This is a genomic window from Franconibacter daqui, assembly GCF_014644275.1.
Lineage (GTDB): Bacteria > Pseudomonadota > Gammaproteobacteria > Enterobacterales > Enterobacteriaceae > Franconibacter > Franconibacter pulveris.
In genome coordinates this window covers 132455-157711 of sequence record NZ_BMKJ01000004.1, presented here as the reverse complement: position 1 = coordinate 157711, position 25257 = coordinate 132455, and the positions used below count along the sequence as shown (strand labels likewise).

General features: G+C 59.0%; 22 protein-coding genes and 1 riboswitch. Of the genes, 15 read left to right on the top strand and 7 right to left on the bottom strand.

Annotated features, from left to right (window positions below):
- Nucleotides 1-192 precede the first annotated feature (192 nt).
- From IEX01_RS14745 to IEX01_RS14735, 3 genes are all read right to left on the bottom strand, one after another.
- A complete protein-coding gene (locus IEX01_RS14745) occupies nt 193-621 on the bottom strand; it encodes an organic hydroperoxide resistance protein (protein ID WP_188724091.1) in 429 nt (142 codons plus the stop codon).
- 118 nt (nt 622-739) lie between these two features.
- Nucleotides 740-1942, bottom strand: coding sequence for an L-lactate MFS transporter (locus tag IEX01_RS14740; protein WP_048888750.1), 1203 nt, complete (start codon nt 1940-1942; stop codon nt 740-742).
- Nucleotides 1943-2439: 497 nt separating this feature from the next.
- Entirely contained in the window at nt 2440-3150 is a 711-nt protein-coding gene (locus IEX01_RS14735) for an autotransporter domain-containing protein (RefSeq protein WP_188724090.1), read from the bottom strand.
- Between the two features lie 153 nt (nt 3151-3303).
- On the opposite strand from IEX01_RS14735, the gene IEX01_RS14730 reads away from it, so the two are divergent.
- Nucleotides 3304-3867, top strand: coding sequence for a DNA-3-methyladenine glycosylase I (locus IEX01_RS14730; RefSeq protein WP_024557831.1), 564 nt, complete (start codon nt 3304-3306; stop codon nt 3865-3867).
- Entirely contained in the window at nt 3864-4310 is a 447-nt protein-coding gene (locus tag IEX01_RS14725; RefSeq protein ID WP_024560933.1) for an N-acetyltransferase, read from the top strand. Before IEX01_RS14730 ends, IEX01_RS14725 begins: the two co-directional genes overlap by 4 nt.
- Here the strand turns inward: IEX01_RS14725 and IEX01_RS14720 are convergent.
- Nucleotides 4273-6606, bottom strand: a complete 2334-nt coding sequence (locus tag IEX01_RS14720) for a molybdopterin guanine dinucleotide-containing S/N-oxide reductase (RefSeq protein ID WP_024560932.1) — start codon at nt 6604-6606, stop codon at nt 4273-4275. The genes IEX01_RS14725 and IEX01_RS14720 overlap by 38 nt on opposite strands.
- A gap of 179 nt (nt 6607-6785) precedes the next feature.
- On the opposite strand from IEX01_RS14720, the gene IEX01_RS14715 reads away from it, so the two are divergent.
- Complete coding sequence (locus IEX01_RS14715; protein ID WP_024557828.1) at nt 6786-7448, top strand: OmpA family lipoprotein; 663 nt, start codon at nt 6786-6788, stop codon at nt 7446-7448.
- Nucleotides 7449-7514: 66 nt separating this feature from the next.
- Here the strand turns inward: IEX01_RS14715 and zinT are convergent, their stop codons facing one another.
- Nucleotides 7515-8153: a metal-binding protein ZinT gene (gene zinT, locus IEX01_RS14710; RefSeq protein WP_024557827.1), complete on the bottom strand. Its 639-nt coding sequence runs from the start codon at nt 8151-8153 to the stop codon at nt 7515-7517.
- Nucleotides 8154-8371: 218 nt separating this feature from the next.
- Between zinT and IEX01_RS14705 the strand changes: the two genes are divergently transcribed.
- The 5 genes from IEX01_RS14705 (at nt 8372) to ghrB (ending at nt 13823) form a co-directional block, all read left to right on the top strand.
- Entirely contained in the window at nt 8372-9391 is a 1020-nt protein-coding gene (locus tag IEX01_RS14705) for a LacI family DNA-binding transcriptional regulator (protein ID WP_024557826.1), read from the top strand.
- A 112-nt stretch (nt 9392-9503) separates the two neighbouring features.
- Nucleotides 9504-10253 (top strand): sugar phosphate isomerase/epimerase family protein, encoded by a 750-nt coding sequence (locus IEX01_RS14700; protein WP_024557825.1) that lies wholly within the window; start codon nt 9504-9506, stop codon nt 10251-10253.
- Nucleotides 10254-10258: 5 nt separating this feature from the next.
- The gene (locus tag IEX01_RS14695; RefSeq protein ID WP_188724089.1) at nt 10259-11197 is read left to right on the top strand and encodes a sugar kinase; all 939 of its coding nucleotides are present in this window, start codon (nt 10259-10261) and stop codon (nt 11195-11197) included.
- Between the two features lie 303 nt (nt 11198-11500).
- Nucleotides 11501-12781: an MFS transporter gene (locus IEX01_RS14690; protein ID WP_024560927.1), complete on the top strand. Its 1281-nt coding sequence runs from the start codon at nt 11501-11503 to the stop codon at nt 12779-12781.
- Between the two features lie 67 nt (nt 12782-12848).
- Nucleotides 12849-13823, top strand: a complete 975-nt coding sequence (ghrB, locus tag IEX01_RS14685) for a glyoxylate/hydroxypyruvate reductase GhrB (protein WP_024557822.1) — start codon at nt 12849-12851, stop codon at nt 13821-13823.
- 28 nt (nt 13824-13851) lie between these two features.
- Here ghrB and IEX01_RS14680 read toward each other — a convergent pair whose 3' ends face one another.
- On the bottom strand, nt 13852-14562 hold the full coding sequence (locus tag IEX01_RS14680; protein WP_024557821.1) for a DUF3053 domain-containing protein: 711 nt from the start codon (nt 14560-14562) through the stop codon (nt 13852-13854).
- A 255-nt stretch (nt 14563-14817) separates the two neighbouring features.
- Nucleotides 14818-14976 carry a type I toxin-antitoxin system Hok/Gef family toxin gene (locus IEX01_RS14675; protein WP_024557820.1) on the bottom strand — a complete coding sequence of 53 codons (159 nt, stop codon included), beginning with the start codon at nt 14974-14976 and terminating at the stop codon, nt 14818-14820.
- 476 nt (nt 14977-15452) lie between these two features.
- Nucleotides 15453-15547: riboswitch (guanidine-I (ykkC/yxkD leader) on the top strand.
- Nucleotides 15548-15606: 59 nt separating this feature from the next.
- Between IEX01_RS14675 and IEX01_RS14670 the strand changes: the two genes are divergently transcribed.
- From IEX01_RS14670 to IEX01_RS14640, 7 genes are all read left to right on the top strand, one after another.
- Nucleotides 15607-16662 (top strand): putative urea ABC transporter substrate-binding protein, encoded by a 1056-nt coding sequence (locus tag IEX01_RS14670; RefSeq protein ID WP_048888744.1) that lies wholly within the window; start codon nt 15607-15609, stop codon nt 16660-16662.
- 15 nt (nt 16663-16677) lie between these two features.
- Nucleotides 16678-17490 (top strand): ABC transporter permease, encoded by an 813-nt coding sequence (locus IEX01_RS14665; protein WP_024557818.1) that lies wholly within the window; start codon nt 16678-16680, stop codon nt 17488-17490.
- 10 nt (nt 17491-17500) lie between these two features.
- Nucleotides 17501-18316 carry an ABC transporter ATP-binding protein gene (locus tag IEX01_RS14660; RefSeq protein ID WP_024557817.1) on the top strand — a complete coding sequence of 272 codons (816 nt, stop codon included), beginning with the start codon at nt 17501-17503 and terminating at the stop codon, nt 18314-18316.
- 14 nt (nt 18317-18330) lie between these two features.
- On the top strand, nt 18331-19041 hold the full coding sequence (locus IEX01_RS14655) for an urea amidolyase associated protein UAAP1 (RefSeq protein WP_024560008.1): 711 nt from the start codon (nt 18331-18333) through the stop codon (nt 19039-19041).
- Nucleotides 19042-19043: 2 nt separating this feature from the next.
- Nucleotides 19044-19679: an urea amidolyase associated protein UAAP2 gene (locus tag IEX01_RS14650; RefSeq protein WP_024560009.1), complete on the top strand. Its 636-nt coding sequence runs from the start codon at nt 19044-19046 to the stop codon at nt 19677-19679.
- A 75-nt stretch (nt 19680-19754) separates the two neighbouring features.
- The gene (gene uca / locus IEX01_RS14645; protein WP_188724088.1) at nt 19755-23318 is read left to right on the top strand and encodes an urea carboxylase; all 3564 of its coding nucleotides are present in this window, start codon (nt 19755-19757) and stop codon (nt 23316-23318) included.
- Nucleotides 23319-23651: 333 nt separating this feature from the next.
- Nucleotides 23652-25025 carry an MFS transporter gene (locus IEX01_RS14640; protein ID WP_188724087.1) on the top strand — a complete coding sequence of 458 codons (1374 nt, stop codon included), beginning with the start codon at nt 23652-23654 and terminating at the stop codon, nt 25023-25025.
- The last annotated feature ends 232 nt before the right edge of the window (nt 25026-25257 follow it).

Below are 25257 nucleotides of genomic sequence, written 5' to 3'. Positions count from 1 at the left end.
AACGCTTTCCCTCGTTCAAAGAGAAAACTCATACGTAAAAAACAAGAGGAATCGACAGATTCTTATCTCAGACGTGCGCTAGTAGACCATAGCGGCGGGAAAAAGTTAGAAAAATTACGCGGGCAGACCCGGATATTTACAAAATACCCGGGCCGGAAACAGGCTGTCACAAACGGTCAAGAAGCGAGCAAATCAGGTAATGACGTTAAGCTTCACATCAATATTGCCGCGAGTGGCGTTGGAATACGGACAGACGATATGCGCCTTTTGCACCAGCGCTTCCGCTTCGCCCCGCTCCATACCCGGCAGATGAATATCCAGCTGCGCTTCAATGCCAAAACCGGTCGGTAAGGGGCCGATGCCTACCTGACCTTCGATAAAGGCATCCTGCGGCACGGTTTTCTTCTCCTGCGCGGCGACATGCTTTAGCGCACCCAGGAAGCACGCGGAGTACCCTGCCGCAAAAAGCTGCTCCGGGTTAGTCACCTGGCCGCCCATACCGCCCATCTCTTTCGGCACGCCAAGCTTCACATCAAGTACGCCATCATCAGAGGTTGCACGACCATCACGGCCACCGGTCGCTTTCGCTTTGGCGCGGTAGACCACTTTTTCTAAGGACATGGCTTTCTCCTTCTGTTGTGAGTGTTATCAAAGGATAGACGCAATGCGCCGGGGTCTTGTTAGACGTTACAAATAAAAAAGCCGCCACGCAGGCGCGGCGGCATAGGTCAGGGCAAGGTTATGCGTGGGCGTGTTTCAGCGCTTCACGCTGCGGCTGGCGGATAGTGGTGGAGAGCGCCAGCGAGACAATCAGCAGAGCAAAAATCACGCAGAAGGTGACATAGAAGCCGCCAAACAGCGAGGCGATCACCGAGCCTACAATGCTGCCGATACCGAAGCCGAGATAAATCACGCCGTAGTTTTTGGCGAGGTTATTCAGGCCAAAGAATTCGCTCACCAGCGACGGGTAAACGGTAATCGTGCCGCCGAAGTTAAAGGCCACGCAGGCGATAGCGGCAAAGAAGGTCATTTCATTGAGCGGAGCGAAAAGCAGCGCCGCCATCCCTACCAGCGAGATAATCTGGCCGAGCGTAATCACGCGGATGCGGGAGATTTTATCGGAGAGGATGCCGAGCACCAGACGGCCCGAAAGGTTAGCAATAGAAATCACCGTTACGGCGTTTGCGGCGGTCGCCGCGTCCAGACGCACCATCCCCTGAGCGATGTCTTTCGCCACGCCAATCACGTACAGGCCGCTCATGCAGGCGGTAAGGAACATGACCGCCAGCATCCAGTACTGCGGTTTGCGCATCGATTCCGCCAGCGTGAAATCTTTCTCGCTCACGCCGCTTGCGTTAACCACCGGCTGTTTCGGCGCATCAACCATCAGCGTAGCGCCCGCCACAATCATCACCATCACCAGCGCGCCCCAGATGATAAAGGTGTGCTCAAGGCCAACGGTCGCCAGCAGATGGCTGTCGATAAATTTAAAACCGAGGCTACCCAGACCGTAAGATCCAATGGAAAACGCAGAGATAAGCCCTTTGCGCTCCGGGAACCATTTCACGCAGTTGGAGAGCGTCAGCAGATAACCGGCGCCGTCCGCAAGCCCCACCAACACGCCCGCGCTCAGCCAGAGCATCATCAGGTTATTTGAGTGCGCGGTCAGAAACAGACCAAGCCCCAGCAGCACGCCAGAGGCCATCGTGACCCGCTTCACGCCGAAACGCTCCTGCAGTTTCCCGGCGACGGAGGAAGAGAGCGCAAGCCCCAGGCTTAGCAGGCCGAAAGAGAACGCCACCTGGCTGACAGGCGCATCCAGCTTCTGCGACAGGGAGCTGTTAAACAGGCTCCAGGTATAAACGGAACCCAGCGCGAACTGGGTCACAATGGTGCCAACCAGCGTTAGCCAGCGGGTACGGTGGTTAAGTGATGTGTTCATGGCAGAAATCCCGCAGAAAAATTAAGGAAGTTAACTGCCTCAAACAATAGCGAAGCGCATTTCATGGCGGATCGAAAACGGCATGAAATGCAGTCAGGGAGGAATGAAATGCCTGTCAGAAGGAATGAACGGCCTTGAATCTTGCGATGCGCTTTGAAAGAAATTTTGTATGTGAGTACACACTTCCTTTATAAGCCGCGCCATTTCAGTAAACAAAAGGTAAAATGATGTTGTGATACAGGTAACAAAAATGAAGTCAGGTTGATGCCATTTCGTGCGCTCTTCGTAACACGGAAAAAAGTTTGCGAACCATTTTCCACGCTTTTATGCGAATGGTGACGCCCCGACGACCGCAAGGGCATGCTGGCGCCTCTCTTCGGAGCGAACGCTGATTTCCTCAGCAATATCCACTTACAGGTGATATGGCGGACAAGGATGCCCGACATGTGCTGCTTATCACCCGGAGGCGCTGGATGAGACCGGCGCGCGTTAAGCGTTTAAAAACGCGCGTTCACCCCAAGGCTATATAAATAAACCTCGCCTTCCGCCATGCCATCGGCCTGGGAAAGAGAAGCGTAGGCCGCCATATGACGATTAATGGGCATATCCGCGCCCACCGTCACGTCCATCCAACTGCCGTACTGGTTGCTGGAGGCGGTCATGTGCATGCCGGACTGCGCTTTCCAGATATTTTCGCCGTACTGCTGGTTATAGCTGATTTGCGCCCAGGGTCGCAGGTAGCCGAGCCGCGAATCGACGCGCCAGCCGAAGGTGCTGACGCTGGCGTGCCAGAGCTTATCGCTGCTGCCCGCCGCGATGGCGCTATCGCCATAGTCGTTGTAGCTGGCCGGGTTGCTGCCGTCCCAGCGCCAGCTTGCCACCGGACCGGTGGAGATGTGCGCCGGCAGGGTAATATTCCACCCTACGCCCAGCGTCGCCGGTTCCGCCGCGCTCTCCTGGTACGAGAGTATAGCGAGCCCCGCTGCGTCGCCCTGACGCTGCGAAGACTCAATACGTTCAGCAAGAATATCGTTGTAGCTGGGCCGCCTGTCATTATCCCAGGTATAACGCTGCGAGCCAGGCGTGTAACTCTCTTCAGCGATATACTCTTGTTGCCAGGCCTGCGCTGTGTGTGAAAAAGCCAGACACCACGACAACCACGCCATGCGCTGAATAACATGGCGCCCACTGCGTAAAGTTATAATCATCAGGCGACTCCAGGAGAGAGCCGGTTCCGGCGTATTGTTGTTCGCTTTATAAACGGATTTGCGTATAACCCTGAGTTAACTATTGTCTCTTTATCCGCTACGTCAAGCAGGGTTAAGCAAGACTTTACTTCACCAGAAACAGAGGACGTATTTATGCAACGTTGCGGTTGGGTCACCCAGGATCCCCTTTATCTTGATTATCACGATAAAGAATGGGGCATACCCCAAACCAGCGGTAAAAAACTCTTTGAAATGCTTTGCCTGGAAGGACAGCAGGCGGGCCTTTCGTGGATTACCGTACTGAAAAAAAGAGTTCATTACCGTCGATGCTTTCACGATTTTGATCCTTCAGCCGTTGCGTTGATACAACCCGAAGAGGTGGAAAAACTTTTACTGGAGCCGGGCATCATTCGCCATCGCGGCAAAATTGAGGCCATCATCAATAACGCGAAGGCGTATATGGCAATGGAAGCCGAGGGAGAAAAATTTTCAAAATTCGTCTGGTCGTTTGTGAATAACGAGCCGCAGATTAACCACTACGCCACCCTTGCTGACGTACCCGCCAGCACCGCCACCTCTGAAGCGCTCTCAAAAGCGTTAAAAAAACGCGGCTTTAAGTTTGTCGGCGCCACCACCTGTTATGCCTTCATGCAGGCGTGCGGGCTGGTGAACGATCACCTCACCGGCTGCTTTTGCCACCCGGACTATCAGCGATGATCCGCGAGGGAAACCAGCGCGATATTCCGACGTTGCTGCCCCTGTGGCTTGCCAGCACGACGATGGGGCACCCTTTTATCCCGGCGGAGTATTGGCTGGAAAGCCTGCCGATGGTGCGCGACGCCTGGCTGCCGCGGGCGCAAACCTGGATTGCAGAGCGTAACGGTGAGCCGGAGGGGTTTATCAGCGTGCTGGACGAACAGTTTATCGGCGCGCTGTTCGTGGCGCCGGACAAGCTTGGCAGAGGTATCGGCGCCGCGCTGCTCAGCCATGTTAAGCAGCGCTACGACAACCTGAGTCTTGAGGTGTACCAGCAAAACGAGCGGGCGGTGACGTTCTATCACGCGCAGGGCTTTCGCATTGAAGCGAGCGCCTGGCAGGAAGAGACTCACCACCCGACATGGATTATGCGCTGGTGGGCGGATCAAACGCCGTTACGCTAAGCGCAGGCCCCCGGTATTTTTCCATCCACACAAGGGTCGTGTTGCCAGCGCAGCCGTTAGCAAGGCGTGAAGAGGGAATATCCAGCGTCAGCACGTTAACCGCGCCGTTTTTGCAAATGCCGTCCGCCGTTTTATCGAGATCCGGCCATGCGCCCTGATGCAGGCAAATCACGCCGGGCTTAATGCCGTCGGTGACTACCGCGCCCGCCAGCACCTGGCCGCGTTCGTTCCATACGCGCACCAGGTCGCCATCTTCAATGCCGCGCGCGTTAGCGTCCTGCGGATGCAGCGTCAGCGGCTCGCGCCCGGCCACCGCGTAGCGATCGCGCAGTTTCGCGTAGTTAAGCTGGCTGTGCAGGCGGTGCGCCGGGTGCGCGGAAAGCAGCTGCAGTTGCCCTTCCCGCGCGTTGCCCTGCCATTCGTCCGGCGCAAGCCAGGTGGGGTGCGGCGGGCAGTCGGCGTAGCCGTAGCGGGCGATACGCTCGGAATAGATCTCGATTTTGCCGCTTGGCGTTTTAAGCGGGTTTGCCGCCGGGTCGTCGCGAAACGCGGCGAAGCGGATGAATTCAGCGTTTTGCGGGTTCTGCGGCATTTCGATAATGTTGTTCGCCTGCCAGAAATCGTTGAAGGGCGGCAGCGTCACCTGCTGCTGCGCGCCGCGCTCGCTGGCGATGTTATAAAACGTCTCCAGCCATTCCAGCTCGGTTTTGCCTTCGGTAAACCGCGCGTGCCCGCCCTCTTCCCACCGTTCGCTGAGCGCGGCGAAAACGTCGAAATCATTACGCGCTTCATACTGCGGCGGCACAACCTGCTTCATCGGCACCAGATGCTGGTTGCTGTAGTCGCCGGTCATGGTCATGTCGTTGCGCTCAAACGAGGTGGTGATGGGCAGCACGATGTCGGCGTGCTTCGCCGCGCCCGTCCAGAAGCATTCGGAAATCACCACCAGCTCCGGCTTCTGCCAGGCGTTAATCAGCCGGTTGGTATCCTGATGATGGGTAAAGTTGCTGCCGCCCGCCCACCAGATGAAGCGGATATCGGGAAACGTGCGCTGTTCGCCGTTGTGATGGTAAGCGCCGCCCGGGTTTTCCAGCGCTTCGACAATTCGCGCCACCGGGATTTTGTCCACCGCATCCACACCGCCCGCCAGCGAGCCTTGCATAGAGGCGAGCACCGCGGCGCGGCGCGTCGGGTTGCCGCCGTTGGCGAAGTGGTAAGAGAGGCCAAAACCGCCGCCCGGCAGGCCGATTTGCCCGAGCATGGCGGCAAGCGTCACCAGCATCCAGTGTTTCTGCTCGCCGTACTGCTGGCGCTGCATGCCCCAGCCCGCCATCAGCATGGTGCGGTTTTCATGGAAAAGCTGCGCCAGCTCACGAATGGCGGCAGCCTCAACGCCGCAAATTTCCGCGGCCCACTCCGCCGTTTTCGCCGTTCCGTCGCTTTTGCCGGTAAGGTAATCGGCGAAAATCTCATAACCATGGGTACAGCGTTCCAGAAACGCCCGATCCTGCCAGCCATTCTCCACCAGCGTGTGGGCGATGCCGAGCATCAGCGCCACGTCGGTGCCCATATGCGGGGCAATCCACGTCACGCTGTCGCCAAGAAACTCCACCGTTTCCGAGCGCATCGGATCGATGCAGAAAATGCGTTTGCCGCTCTTCTTCAGCTGTTCGAAATAGCCGATGCCCTGCTCGTCCGAGGCGTTCCAGGCGATTTTCAGCGTATTGAGCGGGTTAGCGCTCCACAGCACGACCACCTCGCTGTGCTCAAGCACCAGCGGCCAGCTGGTCTGCTGTTGATAAACCTCGTTGCCGCCCACCACGTAAGGCATTATCACCTGCGCCGCGCCCGTGGAATAGTCGCCCAGATGGCCCGTATAGCCGCCCGCAAGGCTCATATAGCGCTGCAGCAGCGTCGCCGCCTTGTGCAGCACGCCGTTAGAACGCCAGCCGTAGGAGCCTGCGAAAATCGCCGACGGACCGTAACTGGTACGAATACGCTGATGCTGTTGATGGATAAGCGCGAGCGCCTCGTCCCAGCTTATGCGAACAAATTCATCCTGCCCGCGCACGCCCTGCGGTTTGTCTGGCGAGGCGAGAAAGCCTTTACGCGCCATCGGGTAGCGCACGCGGGTTTTGCTGTGTACCTGATCGGGCACCGCCGTTTGCAGGGAATTGGGGTGGCGGGTTTCAAGCGCGCCCGTGGAGGAGAAGACGGTCTCACCGTCGGTTTCCACCACCATCGGCCCCCAGTGGGCGGCCGTGACAATTTGTTTTAAAGAGGATGAGTTCGCCAAAACGGGCTCCTGACTGGCATTTGCAGATAACGTGGCGTGATTGTGTTTACTTTATCGCCACTCGACTCACTATTGCTTACAAAATCGGAAGAGTTCCTGAAATTTTCAACATAAACACCCGGCATAATCAATCACCGCCGTTGTATGCGGCCAAGAAATAAATTGAATAAGGATATGCGATGAAAAAACGCGTAATGATGATTGCCGCTCTGGTCAGCGGCGCACTGGCCGTTTCCGGCTGTACGACTAACCCCTACACCGGCGAACGTGAAGCAGGGAAATCGGGTATCGGCGCAGGCCTCGGCACGCTGGTAGGCGCAGGCGTCGGCGCGCTCTCCTCTTCGAAGAAAGATCGCGGCAAAGGCGCGCTGATTGGCGCGGCGGCGGGCGCGGCGCTCGGCGGCGGCGTAGGGTATTACATGGATGTGCAGGAAGCTAAGCTGCGCGACAAAATGCAGGGCACCGGCGTAAGCGTCACCCGCAGTGGCGACAACATTATCCTCAACATGCCTAACAATGTGACCTTTGACAGCAATCAGGCGAACCTGAAACCCGCGGGCGCCAACACCCTGACCGGCGTGGCGATGGTGCTCAAAGAGTATCCGAAAACCGCGGTTAACGTGGTGGGCTACACCGACAGCACCGGCGGCCAGGATCTCAACATGCGTCTGTCGCAGCAGCGCGCAGAAAGCGTCGCCAGCGCGCTTATCACGCAGGGCGTGGCGGCCAACCGCATCCGCACCAGCGGCATGGGCCCGGCGAACCCTATCGCCAGCAACAGCACTGAAGAAGGTAAAGCGCAGAACCGTCGCGTAGAAATTACCTTAAGCCCGTTGCAGTAACAGGCAGCACGCCTCACCGCGCTTTTCCGGTGAGGCGTATTTAGCCGGTTTACTCGCTGAGAAAAGTTAATGGTGCAGCATCTCATCCACAATCTGCGCTTTGCTTAACTGGTAGGGATAATAAGTCGGCCAGTTATCCATCTCTTTTAATAACGCCTCGTGTGAAGCATTACCCATAAAAATATGGAAATGCTGTGATTTGCGCGGGGCGATGGTGTGGTCGCTGAACTGGACATATTTCGGCGCCTTTGACGCGGCGTCTTTACATTCAAAAAGGTAGCGCACGCCCTTTTTACCGGAAGCATAAGTCAGAATTTTAAAACCGTTATAGCTGTACTGGCAGGCGTTTACGGCTTTACCGGTATGGAATTCCATCACATTGTTTTCAATGCCGATCATCTCCACATCCGTGGCGTAACCTTTTTTATAATAAGCCCGATACTCCTCCACGCTTTTATTGGCCGCTTTCGCCTTCCTGGCTAAAACCGGGTCGAGATCGCCGTTTAACAAATAAGGGTTAAGCGATTGCCACACGCCATCCCAGTCGCTTAGCGGGCGATCTTTAACCGCTTTATCATCAAAAATACCTTCGCTGGCTTTCTGCTCCGCCTCTGTCAGCGGCGCGCCATGATGATGCGCATGGGCAAACGCCTGAGCGCCAGGCAGTACAAGCCCTATTGCCAGTAACAAGGCTAACTTATTCATTACTCTCACTCTCCTGTGCAAGCATGGTTATTAATTGATACGTTATAACATAATAATTAACAGTTCTGCAAAGCCGCACAAGCGCAATAACCAACCGGCAAGCGATGAATGACGCGCCGCGCCCGGCAACGGTCCGCTTTACGCCTGCCCCCTAAATAATCTAATAATAAAAACAGCCACCTGACCGGCAGGCGTTACAGCACTCAGAAGGAAGCTCCATGACCATAAAAGCGTCTCGCGCCACCATCAGCGACGTGGCGAAAGCGGCGAATACCGGCAAAACCAGCGTTTCGCGCTACCTCAACGGCGAAAAACATCTGCTTTCCGAAGCCTTGCTTGAGCGCATTGAGCGCGCCATAGCCGCCCTGGATTATCGCCCCAGCCAGATGGCGCGCGGCCTCAAGCGTGGGCGCACGCGGCTAATTGGTCTTATCATCGCAGACATCACCAATCCCTATTCCGTTAACGTGCTGAGCGGCATCGAAGCCGCGTGCCGGGAAAAAGGCTTTACGCCGCTGGTCTGCAACACCAATAACGAGCTTGATCAGGAGCTGCATTACCTCGACCTGCTGCGCAGCTATCAGGTGGAAGGCATTGTGGTGAACGCCGTGGGAATGCGTGAAGAGGGATTGAGCCGCCTGCAGCAGTCGGCGCTGCCGATGGTGCTGATTGACCGCAAGATCCCCGATTTCGCCTGCGATGTCGTCGGGCTTGATAACAACCAGGCGGCGACTACCGCCACGGAGCATTTAATCGAGCAGGGGTTTGAAGCGCTGCTGTTTCTGAGCGAGCCGCTCGGTACGGTAAACACCCGTCAGGAGCGGTTGAAAGCGTTTCGCCACACTGCCGCGCGTTATCCCGGCATTGTGGCGCAGAATGAAGAAACGCCGCTGCATGAGACGGAGCGCCTGGACAATATCCTGCGTCAGTTTCACCAGCAGTATCGCGGCATGCGCAAAGCGGTTATCTCAGCCAACGGCGCGCTGACGCTGCAGGTAGCCCGCTCGCTTAAGCGCATCGGCCTGCACTGGGGCGCAGACATCGGCCTGCTTGGCTTCGACGAACTGGAATGGGCGGAGCTCGCAGGCGTTGGCATCACGACCTTAAAACAGCCCACCTGGCAGATTGGCTACGCCGCGCTTGAGCAGGTGGTAAAACGTATTGAAGGGCATGAAGAAACGGTGCGGGAGCAGGTTTTTTCCGGCGAGCTGATTGTCCGGGGCTCCACGGCGCGCTGATCGACTGTTCGTGATGGCGATCATAAATTCAACATCCTGGCCTTCTCTTTGGAACCGGTTCCATCTAGCGTAATAGCTATGTTATACAGATGTAACCACTCCGGAGAAATCGATGGAGAGAGAAATTATTGTTGTTACCGCCGCTTACGGTAACGACCGGGTTAAATCCCTCGGCGGGCAGCAGGCAGTCCTGCCGATTATCGCCGAAGCCGGGGCCGACGGCGTGGAAATTCGCCGCGAACTGTTAAGCCCTGAAGAGCGCAACAACCTCCCGGCCCTTGCGCGCACCATTGAAGAGAAAGGGCTGTTCGCCTGCTACTCCGCGCCAGAGCCGCTTTTTGATACCGACGGCAAACTTAACCCTCAGCTTCCCGATCTGCTGACGGAAGCGCACGAGCTGAACGCCCGTTGGCTGAAGGTGTCGCTTGGTCATTTTCGTCATAACCGCCAGGCGGAGCCGCTCTTTTCCCTGCTCGCCCTCTCCAACGTGGCGCTGGTAGTGGAAAACGACCAGACCGATTGCGGCCAGCTTAAGCCGATGCAGCGCTTCCAGGCCGCCAGCAAGGTGCTCAATCTGCCGGTGAAACTGACCTTTGATATGGCGAACTGGCTGTGGGTGGGCGACTCGCCGGAAGACGCCGCACGCTTTCTGGCGCCTTCCGTCAGCTACATTCACGTGAAGGCCGCCGTGCCACACCACTATCACTACCGCGCCATTGCGCTGGATGACGCAGAGCCGCGCTGGCGCGCGCTGCTGAATCAGCTGCCCGCCGACGCGCCGCGCGGCATTGAGTTCCCGCTGGAAGGGCGCGATCTCACCGCCGTCACCCGTCATTACGTCAACCTGTTACGCGAGGAGTAAAGGCCATGCCGAACACGCTGGATGTCATCACCATTGGCGAAGCGATGGCAATGTTCGTCGCCACCGAAACCGGCGATCTGGCCGACGTTGAACGCTTTATGAAGCGGGTCGCCGGGGCGGAACTGAACGTGGCGACAGGCCTTGCCCGGCTCGGCCTGCAGGTGAGCTGGGTAAGCCGGGTCGGCAAAGACTCCTTTGGCCGCTTTGTGCTGCAACAGTTGGCGAAAGAGGGAATTAGCACCCAGGGCGTCACCATCGACGACCGCTATCCGACCGGTTTCCAGTTGAAATCGAAGGTTGAAGATGGAACCGATCCCACTGTGGAATATTTCCGTAAAGGTTCCGCCGCCAGCCACCTTTCCGTAGAAGATTTTAACGCGCCGCTGTTTTACAGCGCCCGTCACCTGCATGTCAGCGGCGTGGCGGCAGCGCTTTCAACCTCTTCGCTGGAGCTGCTTAACCACACGGTGCGCATGATGAAAGCCGAAGGCAAAACTATCTCCTTCGACCCGAACCTGCGCCCGGTGCTGTGGAAAAGCGAAGCGGAGATGGTAGAGAAACTAAACCAGCTCGCCTTCCAGGCGGACTGGGTGCTGCCGGGGCTGAAGGAAGGCGTGATTCTGACCGGGCAAACCACGCCGGAAGGCATCGCCGATTTTTACCTCGAACGCGGCGTAAACGCGGTGGTGCTGAAAACGGGCGCCGATGGCGCGTGGTTCAAAACCGCCAGCGGCGAGCAAGGCGCTGTGGCAGCGGTGAAGGTGGATAACGTGGTGGATACCGTCGGCGCAGGCGACGGTTTTGCGGTAGGCGTAATCAGCGCGCTGCTGGAAGGCAAAACCCTGCATCAGGCGGTTTGCCGCGGCAATAAAATCGGCTCACTGGCGATTCAGGTGCCCGGCGACAGCGAAGGATTGCCGACCCGTGAGCAACTGGGTGAGTAACACCCTTACCCCATCCTTTTTCCTGAAAGGGAGAGGGGAAAAAGCGGACAGGTCATCGTTAAGCGCGCCCTCCCCTGCGCCGGGAAAGAGCGGAACACAAAGTTAAGCGATTTTTCCTCCGCCGTTCCGGCGAGAGAAAAAGAGCAGAACGCAAAAGTAAGTGGTTTTCTCCCTCGCCCCTTTGGGGCGAGGGCCGGGATGAGGAGAGCAGTCCTCACCCACCTGAAAGCGAGTCAGTATTAACAGCATCCGTCGCCCCCTACATCGACGCGTTGCCCTAACCTCAACCATAGAGGGAAGCTTATGAAAAGCCCGACTAATGCATCAAAACGCTGGCTGTACATCATGCCTATCGTGTTTATCACGTACAGCCTGGCCTACCTCGACCGCGCTAACTTCAGCTTCGCCTCCGCGGCGGGCATCAACGAAGATCTGGGCATTACCAAAGGGGTTTCTTCCCTGCTGGGCGCGCTCTTCTTCCTGGGATACTTCTTTTTCCAAATCCCCGGCGCGGTCTACGCCGAACGCCGCAGCGTGCGCAAGCTTATCTTTATCTGCCTGATTTTATGGGGTGCCTGCGCCTCGCTCACCGGCGTGGTGAGCAATATCCCGATGCTTGCGGCAATCCGCTTTATCCTCGGCGTGGTGGAGGCGGCAGTGATGCCCGCCATGCTGATTTACATCAGCAACTGGTTTACCAAATCGGAGCGTTCGCGCGCGAACACCTTCCTGATCCTCGGCAACCCGGTGACGGTATTGTGGATGTCGGTGGTCTCCGGCTACCTGATCCAGTCTTTCGGCTGGCGTGAAATGTTCATTATCGAAGGGGTGCCGGCGGTGATCTGGGCTTTTTGCTGGTGGGTGCTGGTGAAAGATAAACCGACCCAGGTGAAATGGCTGGCGGATGAGGAAAAAGCGGCGCTGCAGGCGCAGCTCGACCAGGAACAGCAAGGCATTAAAGCGGTGCGCAACTACAGTGAAGCGTTCCGCTCACGCAACGTTATTCTGCTGTGCGCGCAATACTTCGCCTGGAGCATCGGCGTTTACGGCTTCGTTCTGTGGCTGCCTTCCATTATCCGCAGCGGCAGCGAAAACATGGGCATGGTGGAAGTGGGCTGGCTTTCGTCCGTGCCTTATCTGGCCGCGACCATCGCCATGATCGTGGTCTCCTGGGCGTCTGATAAGATGCAGAACCGCAAGCTGTTCGTCTGGCCGCTGCTGTTGATTGGCGGGCTGGCGTTTATCGGCTCATGGGCGCTGGGCGCGAACCATTTCTGGGCCTCCTATACGCTGCTGGTGATAGCCGGTGCGGCGATGTATGCCCCGTACGGCCCGTTCTTCGCGATTATCCCGGAAATGCTGCCGAAAAATGTCGCGGGCGGCGCGATGGCGTTAATCAACAGCATGGGGGCGCTCGGGTCGTTTGTCGGCTCCTGGGTGGTGGGTTATCTCAACGGCGCCACGGGCAGCCCGGCCGCCTCCTACATTTTTATGGGTGTGGCGCTTTTCGCCTCCGTATGGCTCACACTTATCGTTAAACCCACGGTGAGCCAGCGGATGCCAGCCGGCGCTCGCCACGCATAACGCACAGGGCGGCATGATGCCGCCCTTTCGTCTACGCTTGAAACTTCGCTAAACGCAGGAGATTTGCATGAAGCCGTCCGTCATTCTTTATAAATCCCTCCCCGACGACCTGCTCGCCCGCCTGGAAAGCCACTTCACCGTAACTCAGGTTAAAAACTTAAGCCCGGAAACGGTAGAACAGCACGCTGAGGCGTTCGCCAACGCTGAAGGGCTGCTGGGCTCGAGCGAAAAGGTCGATGAAGCGCTGCTGGCGAAAATGCCTAAGCTTCGCGCCACCTCCACCGTTTCCGTTGGGTATGACAACTTTGACGTTGACGCGCTGAACGCCCGCCACATCGCGCTGATGCATACGCCAACCGTGCTGACCGAAACGGTGGCGGATACCCTGATGACGCTGGTGCTGACCACCGCGCGCCGCGCGCTGGAAGTCGCGGAGCGCGTGAAAAAAGGGGAATGGACGAAGAGCATCGGTCCGGATTGGTTCGGCATTGACGTACACCATAAAACGCTGGGCATTGTCGGCATGGGCCGCATCGGCCTTGCGCTGGCGCAGCGCGCGCACTTCGGCTTCGGCATGCCCATTCTGTATAACGCCCGCCGCCAGCACCAGGAAGCGGAAGAGCGTTTCAACGCTCGTCCTTGCGACCTGGATACGCTGCTGCGCGAATCGGACTTCGTCTGCATCGTGCTGCCGTTAACAGAGGAAACGCATCATCTTATCAACGCCGAAAAAATCGCGCTGATGAAGCCTTCCGCCATTCTTATCAATGCCGGACGCGGCCCGGTAGTGGATGAACCGGCGCTGATTGACGCGCTGAAGGCGGGGAAAATCCACGCGGCGGGTCTGGATGTATTTGAGCAGGAGCCGCTGCCGGCGGATTCGCCGCTGCTTTCAATGCCAAACGTCGTGGCGCTGCCGCACATCGGCTCAGCAACCCACGAAACGCGTTACAACATGGCGGCCTGCGCGGTGGATAACCTGATTGACGCGCTGAACGGCAACGTAGAAAAGAACTGCGTGAACCCACAGGCGGTGAAATAAAAAAACGGCTCGTAAGAGCCGTTTTTTGTTACTGCATCGCGTTAGTCGCGGCGCTGTAAGCTTGCATAAAAGCCTGATGCTGAGAAGCGAGCGGGCCAATCAGCGAATTGTACTGGCTTGCCTGCTGAGAGGTAGGAAACTGAATGCCGTTCGACACAAAGCTCACCTGCGTGCCCTGCTGAGCGATGAAATCGCCAACCTGCACCAGCTGTTGCGTGAACACCTGAGCAGCCGGGATCAGCGGCTGCAGCGCGTTCGCCGGGCCGGTCACCACTTTCTCATAGGCTTTATCAAAGACCGGCTTCAGATCGTCTGCGAGCTTCAGCGTCGAGCGCGAGTTGTCCGCCTGCATTTTAGCGTTTTGCAACTGCTGACTCAGCACGCCGAGCGAGCCGTTAGCCTGGCGCAGCGCTTCACGCTGGGTCATGTAATCCTGCGGCACGCGGATGCTGTTTACGCTGTCCACCACCGGGCGAATGCCGGCGTCCATCGCCTGATTCACCTGCTGGGAATAGCCGTAAAGCACGGCGTAATCAGAAACGAACGGGCCGAACTGCTTTTTCTGGTCCGCCGTCAACGTCGGCAGCTGTTCGCCGCTACGCATCACCGTGTTTTGCAGAAAATCGATAAACGCTTTGCGTTGATCGCCCTCTTTATCAAAGCACCCGCTCAGGCTAACCACCATCAGTAACGCCGCCAGCGGCGCAAACCAGCGAGAGCAGGACTTACCTGTCGCCATTTTTTTACTCCTTTCACCACGAATTACGCACCCTGCCACCAGCGTGCTTTCAACGCTGACAAGAATAGTCCACGCGCGCCTCGCAGGATACCCTTTATTGCTTCGCAATGCAGGCTTGCGCGCCTTTTATTAACATCACGTCCGTGAGAAAAAAGGGGCTGCCAGCCTGCGCTGACAGCCCTTATAAAGGCGCTCGCGGTACGCCCGTCCACCTCAGGCCTGAAAGGCGGGAATACTCCCCCGCCTTCAGGTTGCTTACTTACCGGATTCGTAGGCCATAAGCGCAACAACCTCCAGAGGCCCGTCCTTATAGCGAATTTCACAGAATGAATTTCTCGTCAGGAACAGCGTTATTAACAGCGTGCTGCAGACGATTAATAAGTACCAGACCCGGGGGTTTTGCGGCAGCTTCATCGCTTTCTTCTCCTTGCCTTGCGGCGGGTAAGAGGCTACTCTGGCGGTGTCTAGGCGTCGGAGTAGGCCTCGTTGGTTAATGAAAATTGACCTTCGGGGCTTTCTTCTTTCTGCCTCACCGCACATCCGCTTTTGTGCCGATCGCATGAGGCAAAAAGCCTCAAGCGCCAGCGCCACTATACGCCTCTGTGTTCCTTGCCCAGCCAACCCCGGCCAACTTTCAGAAGATGCAGCGCGTCTTTTTCCGCAGCCTTAATCTGAAACTATCCGCGCTGTATTACCGCGCCCTGCCCTTCTTGCCCCATTGAAGTGCAGCCCTGAGTGCGACTGCCCCGTTGTTGCACAAACGCGCAGGCCGCTTCTGCTACGCGTTCTTTTAAGGCGCTGAATGCAAAGCGCATCCCTTACCTGGCACGCGGCTTGCTTTATCAAACCCGCAGGGGTGACGGGCGTTTCGCCGTCGTCGCCAGACACATTCAATGGGTCACTAGGGTTCCGGTCGCAAGACGCTGGTCCGAGAGTGGCCGACCGCCCTCTGGCGGTTACACGGCGGGACAAAAGCCCGGGAGGATAAGCGACGAAGGTGCGCCTCCTCCTGCTTTGTTCCCCGTTAACCTCAGAGGAAACGCCATGCTCAACGCCTGCCGGAAAGGAATACTGCTTATCGCCCTTGCGCTCTTTAGCGTGGGTGCCGATGCGGCAAAACCCGCCTTCAAACTTTGCTGGTCTATTTACGCAGGCTGGATGCCCTGGGATTACGCTCAACAGAGCGGCATCATCAAAAAGTGGGCCGACAAATACAACATCGACATCCAGTTCGTGCAGGTAAACGACTATATCGAGTCGGTTAATCAGTACACCGCTGGCGGTTTCGACGGCTGCACCATGACCAACATGGACGCCCTGACCCTGCCGGCCGCAGGCGGCGTCGACAGCACCGCGCTGATTATCGGCGACTACTCCAACGGCAACGACGGCATCGTGTCGAAAACCGTCCCGTCCGTCGCCGCGCTCAAAGGCCAGAACATCAATCTCGTCGAGCTTTCCGTTTCCCACTACCTGCTGGCCCGCGCGCTGGAAACGGCCGGGCTTAGCGAAAGGGACGTGAAAGTGGTGAACACGGCGGACGCTGACCTGGTGGCCGCTTTCGGCACCCCGGATGTGAAATCCATCGTGACCTGGAACCCGCTGCTGGCGCAGGCGCAAAAGCAAACGGGAGCCAAAACGCTCTTCACTTCAGCGCAGATCCCCGGCGAAATCCTCGACCTGCTGGTGGTCAACACCGCCACGCTGAAACAGCACCCGGAGCTTGGCAAAGCGCTGACCGGCGCCTGGTTTGAAACGCTGAAAACCATGCAGGGCGACAGTGAAGCCGCAAAAGCCGCCCGCAAGCAAATGGGTGAGGCGGCAGGCACCGATCTGGCGGGCTTTGACGCCCAGCTCGCCGCCACGCACCTTTTCGCCACGCCGCAAGCGGCGCTCGACTTCACCGTCAATCCGCAGCTTAAAACCACCATGCAGAAAGTGGCGGAGTTCTCCTTCGCCCACGGCCTGCTGGGCGACGCCGCGCCTTCCGCCGATGTGGTGGGCATCGCGACGCCTGCTGGCAACTGGGGCGACGCGGGCAACCTGAAATTACGCTTCAGCGACGAGTTTGTACGGCTCGCTGCAGAAAACAAACTCTGATAACGGAGGTGGGCGATGCGCAAAGTGATTAACTTCCAGCCGCAGCCGATGAGCCGCGTGCTGCTGGGGGCCCTGCCGCTGCTGGCGCTGGCGCTGTTTTATCTGATTGCCTCCGACGCGCGTCTGGCGGCCAACAGCGCCGATAAGCTGCTGCCGGGCCTGGACGCGATGCGCGCCGCCGTTGACCGCATGGCGTTTACGCCAAGCCCGCGCACCGGCGAATATCTGTTATGGACCGATACCGCCGCAAGCCTGCTGCGTCTGCTTACAGGCGCGCTGCTGAGCGCGGTCACTGCGCTGCTGTTGGGCCTCTTTTGCGGCGCGCTGCCCTCGGTACGCGCCGTGCTCTCGCCGCTGGTGACCCTGGTGGCGCTGGTTCCCCCGCTGGCTATCCTGCCGATTCTGTTTATCTGCTTCGGGCTTGGCGAGCTGTCGAAAGTGATGCTGATTATTATCGGCATCACCCCCTTTCTTATCCGCGACCTGCAGATGCAGGTAATGGCCATTCCGCATGAACAGCTGGTGAAAGCGCAAACGCTCGGCGGCCACAGCGGCCAAATTCTGGTGCGGGTGATTTTGCCGCAGCTGCTGCCGCGCCTGCTGGACGCGCTGCGCCTGTCGCTCGGCGCCGCCTGGCTGTTTCTTATCGCCGCCGAAGCCATCGCCGCCACCGAGGGGCTGGGCTATCGCATCTTCCTGATGCGCCGCTACATGGCGATGGACGTCATTCTGCCGTATGTCGCCTGGATAACGCTGCTCGCCTTCCTGCTCGACTGGCTGCTGCGCATGCTCAGCCGCCGCTGTTTCCCCTGGTACTACGCCAAATAAGGAGGCCGTTATGCCACTGCTGGAACTGAAAAACCTTGAAAAGCATTACGGCAATCAGGTGGTGCTGGAGCGGCTGAACGTGCAGGTGGAAGAGGGTGAGTTTGTCTCTATCGTCGGCGCGTCCGGCTGCGGCAAAACCACCTTTCTCAAGATGCTGCTCGGCACCGAAGCGCAGAGCAAAGGGCAACTGCTGCTCGACGGCGAACCGCTCGCCCAGGAGCCGGACGCCCAGCGCGGCATCGTCTTCCAGCGCTACTCCGTCTTTCCGCACCTGACCGTGCTTGGCAACGTGATGCTGGCGGATGAGTTTAGCGAAGCGCGCTGGTTCGGTCGGGTATGGGGACGCAAGCGCCACGCCATTCGCGAACGCGCCCGCGCTATGCTCGACCAGGTTGGGCTATTGGCGGCGCAGGATAAATACCCGCACCAGCTCTCCGGCGGCATGCAGCAGCGTCTGGCGCTGGCGCAGGCGCTGGTAAAACAGCCGCGCATCCTGCTGCTGGACGAGCCTTTCGGCGCGCTCGACCCCGGCATTCGCGGCGAAATGCACCAGTTGATAAGCGATCTCTGGCAGCGCCACCGCCTGACGATTTTCATGATAACCCACGACCTGAAAGAGGGCTTTTCGCTCGGCTCACGGCTATGGGTGTTCGATAAAGTACGCCACGACCCGCAGGCCCCTGACGCGTACGGCGCCTGCATCACCTATGACATTCCGCTGGATCGCCCGCCCGCCGGGAAAGTCAGGCCGATTAACGGCGTGGTGCGCCCCTTTCCCGGTTCTGACCCCACGCAACGCCCGCTGGCCTTAATCAGCGAAGGCTAACTCAAGGAGACGCAATGGAAACCGTTTATGAAACCCGCCTGCCCGCCGGCAGCCACTGGTCGCTGGTGATGCGCCGGGGCACGGCGCTGACGCTCACCGACGCAGAGGGCGGCGCGAACGCCGCCGTCCTCTTCTATAACCCGGAAAACCTGCTTGAGCGCTATAACGCGCCGGATACGCTGAAGTGCCAGCACACTTTCCGGCTGACGGAAGGCCACTGCCTCTACTCGGATATGGGCCGTATTTTTTGCGGCATCGAAAAGGACACGTTCGGCTGGCACGACACCGTCTGCGGCGTCAGCAATGCGTCGCTGACAGAACAACAGTTCGGCGCGCTCAACTACCAGCAGGCGCGTAACGCGCGCCATCAGAACGGCTATGACAGTTTCCTGACTGAACTGGCGAAATATGGCCTAGGTAAGCGCGATATTGCGGCAAACATTAACTTTTTCGCGAAAGTCGCCGCCAGCGACGAAGGCGAGCTGCGGCTGATTGAGCAGGGCAAGCCTGGCGCGAGCGTTACGCTGCGCTTCGCCATGGATACGCTGGTGGTGCTCCATACCTGCCCTCACCCGCTAAGCGAAGCCAGCCGCTACCCCACCGCGCCGCTGGCGATAACCCTCGACGGTAAGCGTCAGCCGCTGCCGGAAATCTGCCTCGCGCGCGCCGAGAACCAGCGCGGCCTGCGCAATAACCACCTCTACTACCTGAGCGAAGGAGTGTGACGATGCTGACCGAAAGCCCACGCCAGACCACGGATGCCCTGTACCGCGCCACCGTTAACGCCGGAGATTACTGGCTTTACCGCCTTGGCGAAGGCCAGACGCTGCGCATCACCGATCTCGAAGGCAACCAGGCGGCGGATACCCTCTTCTTTAACGCCGACGACACCGCCGAACGCTACAGCATGACCGACACCCTGCGCGGTCAGCGCAACGTCTTTCTTTCTACCGGCACGGTGCTGCGCTCAAATGAAGACCGACCGATGCTGGAGATTGTCGCGGATACCTGCGGTCGCCACGACACGCTCGGCGGCGCCTGCTCCTGTGAAAGCAATACCGTGCGCTATGACCTGGAAAAACGCCATATGCACGCCTGCCGCGACTCGTGGATGCTGGCGGTGGCGGCGCACCCGGAATTTAACCTGACGCGTCGCGACATCACCCATAACGTCAACTTCTTCATGAACGTGCCGGTTACCGGCGAAGGCGGTCTGACGTTCGCCGACGGCATCTCCGCACCGGGAAAATATGTGGAAATGGTGGCGAAAATGAACGTCCTCGTGCTTATCTCCAACTGCCCGCAGCTCAATAACCCTTGCAACGGCTACAACCCGACTCCGGTTGAAGTGGCCATCTGGTAATACCCGGCGCTGCGGGACGACCCGCAACAGAGCGCAACGTTAACGCAGGACGACCTGCCCGCCGGAGAGCCGGTTATGTTAAGCCGAATTCTTATCGCCAACCGCGGCGCCATCGCGGTGCGCATCATCCGTACCCTGAAAAAAATGGGCATTACCGCCATCGCGGTTTATGCCGACGCCGATAAACATGCCGAACATGTGCGTCTCGCCGACGCCGCTTTCCCGCTGGGAGAAGGCAACGTGCGGGAAACTTATCTCAATCAGGACAAACTGTTCGCCATCGTGCGCGAAAGCGGCGCGCAGGCGATTCACCCCGGGTATGGTTTTCTCAGCGAAAACGCCCGCTTTGTTGAACGCTGCGCCGCCGAAGGGGTGATATTCCTGGGCCCCACCACAGAGCAGATGGCGGCCTTCGGCCTTAAGCACCGCGCCCGTGAGCTGGCGGAGCAGAATAACGTGCCGCTGCTGCCCGGCAGCGGCCTGCTGCGCGATGTGGCGCAGGCGGCGGACGCCGCGCAGGAAATCGGCTATCCGGTGATGCTGAAAAGCACGGCGGGCGGCGGCGGCATCGGCATGCAGCGCTGTGACGACGAGCAGGCGCTACTGGATGCCTTTGAGCGCGTAAAACGTCTCGCAGGCAACAATTTCGCCGACGATGGCGTCTTCTTAGAGAAATTTATCGCCCGGGCGCGACACATTGAGGTACAGGTTTTTGGCGACGGCGAAGGCAACGTCATTGCACTCGGCGAGCGCGACTGTTCCGCCCAGCGTCGCAACCAGAAAGTGATTGAAGAGACGCCCGCGCCCCGCCTTTCCGACGCCACGCGTCAGGCCTTGCAGGCGACGGCGGTGCGCCTGTGCCAGGCGGTCAACTACCGCAGCGCGGGCACGGTTGAGTACGTTTATGACGACCAGGCGCAGAAGTTCTGGTTCCTTGAAGTGAACACCCGCTTACAGGTGGAGCACGGCGTCACCGAGATGGTTTATGGCGTCGATATTGTGCGCTGGATGGTGGAGCTGGGCGCGCAGACGCTACCGCCGCTGGAAACGCTTCGCACCACGCCCCAGGGCCACGCCATCCAGGTGCGCGTCTACGCTGAAGATCCGGCGAAAAACTTCCAGCCGGTAGCGGGAACGTTAAGCGAAGTGGCGTTCCCAACCGCGGTGGATGGCGCGCAGCTGCGTATCGACCACTGGCTCTCCAGCGGCTGCGAGATTTCGCCTTTCTACGACCCGATGCTGGCGAAAGTGATTGTTCATGCCGCCGATCGCCCGGCGGCGCTGGCGGCGCTGCAAACAACGCTTAATGAGAGCCGTCTTTACGGCATTGAGAACAACCTTGTCTGGCTGCGCCACCTGCTGACGCTGCCGGAGGTGCGGCAAGGCGAGGTGATCACCGCCACGTTAGGCCAGGTCAGCTGGCGGCCCGCCACGCTCGACGTGCTGGGCGGCGGCACAATGACCACCATTCAGGATTTGCCGGGCCGCACCGGCTACTGGCACGTCGGCGTGCCGCCTTCCGGCCCCTTCGACAGCCTGGCGTTTCGCCTGGGCAACGCGCTGCTCGGCAACGCGCCGGATGCCGCCGGTCTTGAAATCACCCTGCGCGGACCGACGCTGCGCTTCAACCAGGCGTGTTCGGTCGTGCTAACCGGCGCGCCCATTGAAGCGATGCGTGAGAAAACGCCGTTGCCGATGGGCCAGGTCGTAGACATCGCCGCAGGCGAGACGCTGAAGCTCGGCGCGATTAGCGGCGCGGGCTGTCGCAGCTACCTGCTGTTCGCCGGCGGGCTGGATTGCCCACGTTATCTGGGCAGCCGCAGCACGTTCACTCTCGGTAAATTTGGCGGTCACGTCGGGCGCGCGCTGCGCACCGGCGATGTGCTGCACCTTGGGGCGCCGGCACTGCGTCCGCAGGCCTCGCTGCCTGCGACGGCTTATCCGGCGATAACGAACCACTGGCAGCTGCGGGTAATTTACGGCCCGCACGGCGCGCCCGCCTTTTTTACCGAAGAAGACATTGAAGCCTTTTTCGCTGCGCGCTGGCAGGTGCACTACAACTCCAGCCGCACCGGCATTCGCCTGATTGGCCCGAAACCGCAGTGGGCGCGCCCCGATGGCGGCGAGGCGGGCATGCACCCTTCCAATATTCACGATAACGCCTACGCCTTCGGCACCGTCGATTTCACCGGCGACATGCCCGTGATTCTCGGCCCGGACGGCCCTTCGCTGGGCGGTTTTGTCTGTCCGGCGACGGTGATTCAAAAAGATCTCTGGAAGCTCGGCCAGCTGAAAGCGGGCGATACGCTGACGTTTGTGCCGGTCACGCTTGAAGAAGCCGACAGCACCGATGAAATCGCCCCGGCTGTCGCCGTTGCCTCACTTCCCTCGCCCATTCTCTGGCAAGACGCGGCGCGTGACGGCATGCCCGCCATGACCGTGCGCGCAGCGGGCGATAACTTCCTGCTGGTGGAATATGGCGAGCTGACGCTGGATATCGCGCTGCGTTTTCGCGTACATGCGCTGATGCAACGGCTTGAAAGCGAACCACAGCCGGGACGTCTGGAGATGACGCCCGGGATCCGCTCGCTACAAATTCATTTCGACCCGACGATCTGCCCACGTTCGATCCTGTTAAACGCGGTGATCGAGGCGGATCTGTCGCTTGGCGATCTGCATGACGCTCGCGTCCCTTCGCGCACCGTCTGGCTGCCGCTCTCCTGGGATGACGAGGCTTGCCGCGAAGCCATTACCCGTTATACCCAGTCGGTGCGCCCGGGGGCGCCATGGTGCCCGAGCAACATCGAATTTATCCGCCGTATTAACGGGCTGGAGAGCGTTGAGCAGGTGAAAGCGATCGTGTTTGAGGCTTCATACCTGGTAATGGGACTGGGGGATGTTTATCTCGGCGCGCCGGTGGCGACGCCGCTCGACCCGCGCCACCGGCTGGTCACCACCAAGTACAACCCGGCGCGCACCTGGACTGCGGAAAACTCGGTGGGCATCGGCGGCGCTTATCTGTGCGTGTATGGCATGGAAGGACCGGGCGGCTACCAGTTTATCGGCCGCACGATGCAGATGTGGAACCGCGACCGCCAGACCGCAGCCTTCACCCAGCCGTGGCTGCTGCGCTTCTTTGACCAGATCCGCTTCTACCCGGTCAGCCATGAGGAGCTGCTCGACATTCGCGAGCGCTTCCCATGGGGCGATTACCCGTTGCGCGTTGAAGAGGGCGAGTTCAGCCTGAGCGCTTATCAGCAAATGTTGCAGGACGAGGCGCAGACCATCGACGCCTTCCAGCAGCGCCGCCAGCAGGCGTTTGATGAGGAGCTGGCGCGCTGGCGCGCTGAGGGGCAGTTCACTTTCGACAGTACGCTGGACGAGCAGCCGCTCGGCGATGAGGCTATCCCGGAAAGCTGTCATGGCGTGGAGAGCCAGGTGGCGGGCAGCGTCTGGCAGTGGCTGGTGCAGCCGGGCGAGCAGGTGCGCGAGGGGCAGATTATCGGCATCCTGGAATCGATGAAGATGGAAATCCCGGTCACCGCGCCGGTGGACGGCACGGTGCATGCGCTCCAGCGTCAGCAGGGGCATCAGGTTCAGGCCGGTCAGTTGCTGATGCTGATAGAGCGCGCCGCCTGACGCGCTTTTACGCCGGGCAGGGAGGCCTGGCGTAAAATGTTAATAGTTCGTTAAGTCCATCACAAATCCGCCTCCCGGTTTTACCGCCTCGCTTCTGCTTTAATCTTTTATTTATCAATATAATGGCCGCTTAATATCGTCACTCAGGCGCCGGATCGTACGATTATCGCACGCTTACGCGGCGCGCATGATTGCCGGAACGCCAGCGCAATGGTTTGATTAAATGAACGATTAACGAATGACTGTTCGATAATCGAACATAACAGGTCAACTCCGGCGGCGCCCGACACCCTTACCTCTGTTGCCTGCGCCCGCCCCAGCAGGACGTGCCCTATGACAAACAAAACGACTACTGATATTCAGACGTTTATCAACGAGCATCCTTTTTCCCGTTACCAGTGGATGATCCTCGTACTCTGCTTTATTACCGTGGCGCTGGATGGCTTCGACACCGCCATTATCGGCTTTATCGCCTCCGACCTTGTGCAGGAGTGGGGCGTGGAGAAATCGGCGCTCGGCCCGGTGATGAGCGCAGCCCTGGTCGGGCTCGCTTTCGGCGCGCTTACCGCCGGGCCGATGGCGGACCGCATCGGACGCAAGAAGGTGCTGGTGCTCTCCATTCTGGTGTTCGGCGGCTTTAGCCTGCTCACCGCCTTCGCCAGTTCGCTTAACCAGCTGGCGCTGCTGCGCTTTTTAACCGGCCTGGGGCTTGGCGCGGCGATGCCGAACGCTGCCACGCTGATGTCGGAATATGCGCCGGAGCGCAAACGCGCGCTGCTGGTTAACCTGATGTTTGTCGGCTTCCCGATAGGCTCATCGATGGGCGGTTTTATCTCCGCCTGGCTTATCCCCCATTACGGCTGGCAGAGCGTGCTGGTGCTGGGCGGCGTGATGCCGCTGATGCTCTCCGTGGTGCTGATTTTTCTGCTGCCGGAATCGGCGCGCTATCTGGTGGTGCATAACAAACCGCAGCCGCACATCGCCGCCATTCTCCGGCGCATCGCGCCCTTGCCGGAACAGAGCCATTTCGTGCTGCATGAACCCGGCCAGGTGCAGGAGAAATCGGCGCTCGGGGTTATCTTCTCGCCGCGCTATCTGGTCGGCACGCTGATGCTCTGCCTCACCTACTTTATGGGCCTGCTGATTTTCTATCTGCTGACCTCCTGGCTGCCGCTGCTTATTCGTGAAACCGGCGCGAGCTTAAGCCAGGCGTCTATCATTACCGCTCTCTTCCCGCTTGGCGGCGGGATTGGCGTGCTGATTATCGGCGCGCTGATGGACAAGCTGAACCCGAACAAAGTGGTGGCGGTGGGTTACCTGCTAACCGGGCTTTTCGTCTGCCTGGTGGGCTTCTCGACGAGCAGCCTGGCGCTGATGGGCGTCATGGTGTTTATCGCCGGCACCATCATGAACGGCGCGCAGTCTTCCATGCCGGCGCTGGCGGCGGGCTTTTACCCGACTCAGGGACGGGCGACGGGCGTGGCCTGGATGCTTGGCCTGGGCCGCTTCGGCGGCATCCTGGGCGCTTTCAGCGGCGCATTTTTAATGCAGGCCGAACTCGCTTTCCGCACTATCTTTATGCTGCTGGCAATCCCGGCGGCGCTTTCCGCGCTGGCGCTGATGGTGAAATATTACGCCAGCCTGCGGCGCCCGAAAGAAGAGCGGGTAGCTGACAATCGGCTCGATAAAGCGGCGCAAAAGGCGTAACGCTACGCGGCGGGCGGTTATTCGCCGCCCGCATAACGATTTACAAATTTATACTTAGCTCAACGGGTTAACTGATTATTCAGGCAGTTAACATCATCTAAAATGCTTATTGAAGCACTCAGTAAGCATAAAAAAGCATCAATTGCAAAATTAATTAACAGGCGCAGGCGCATTTTATATTTTCCGAACTATCCTTAAGAAGCTTCTTAGAAGTTCACGATCCCGCTGTGTG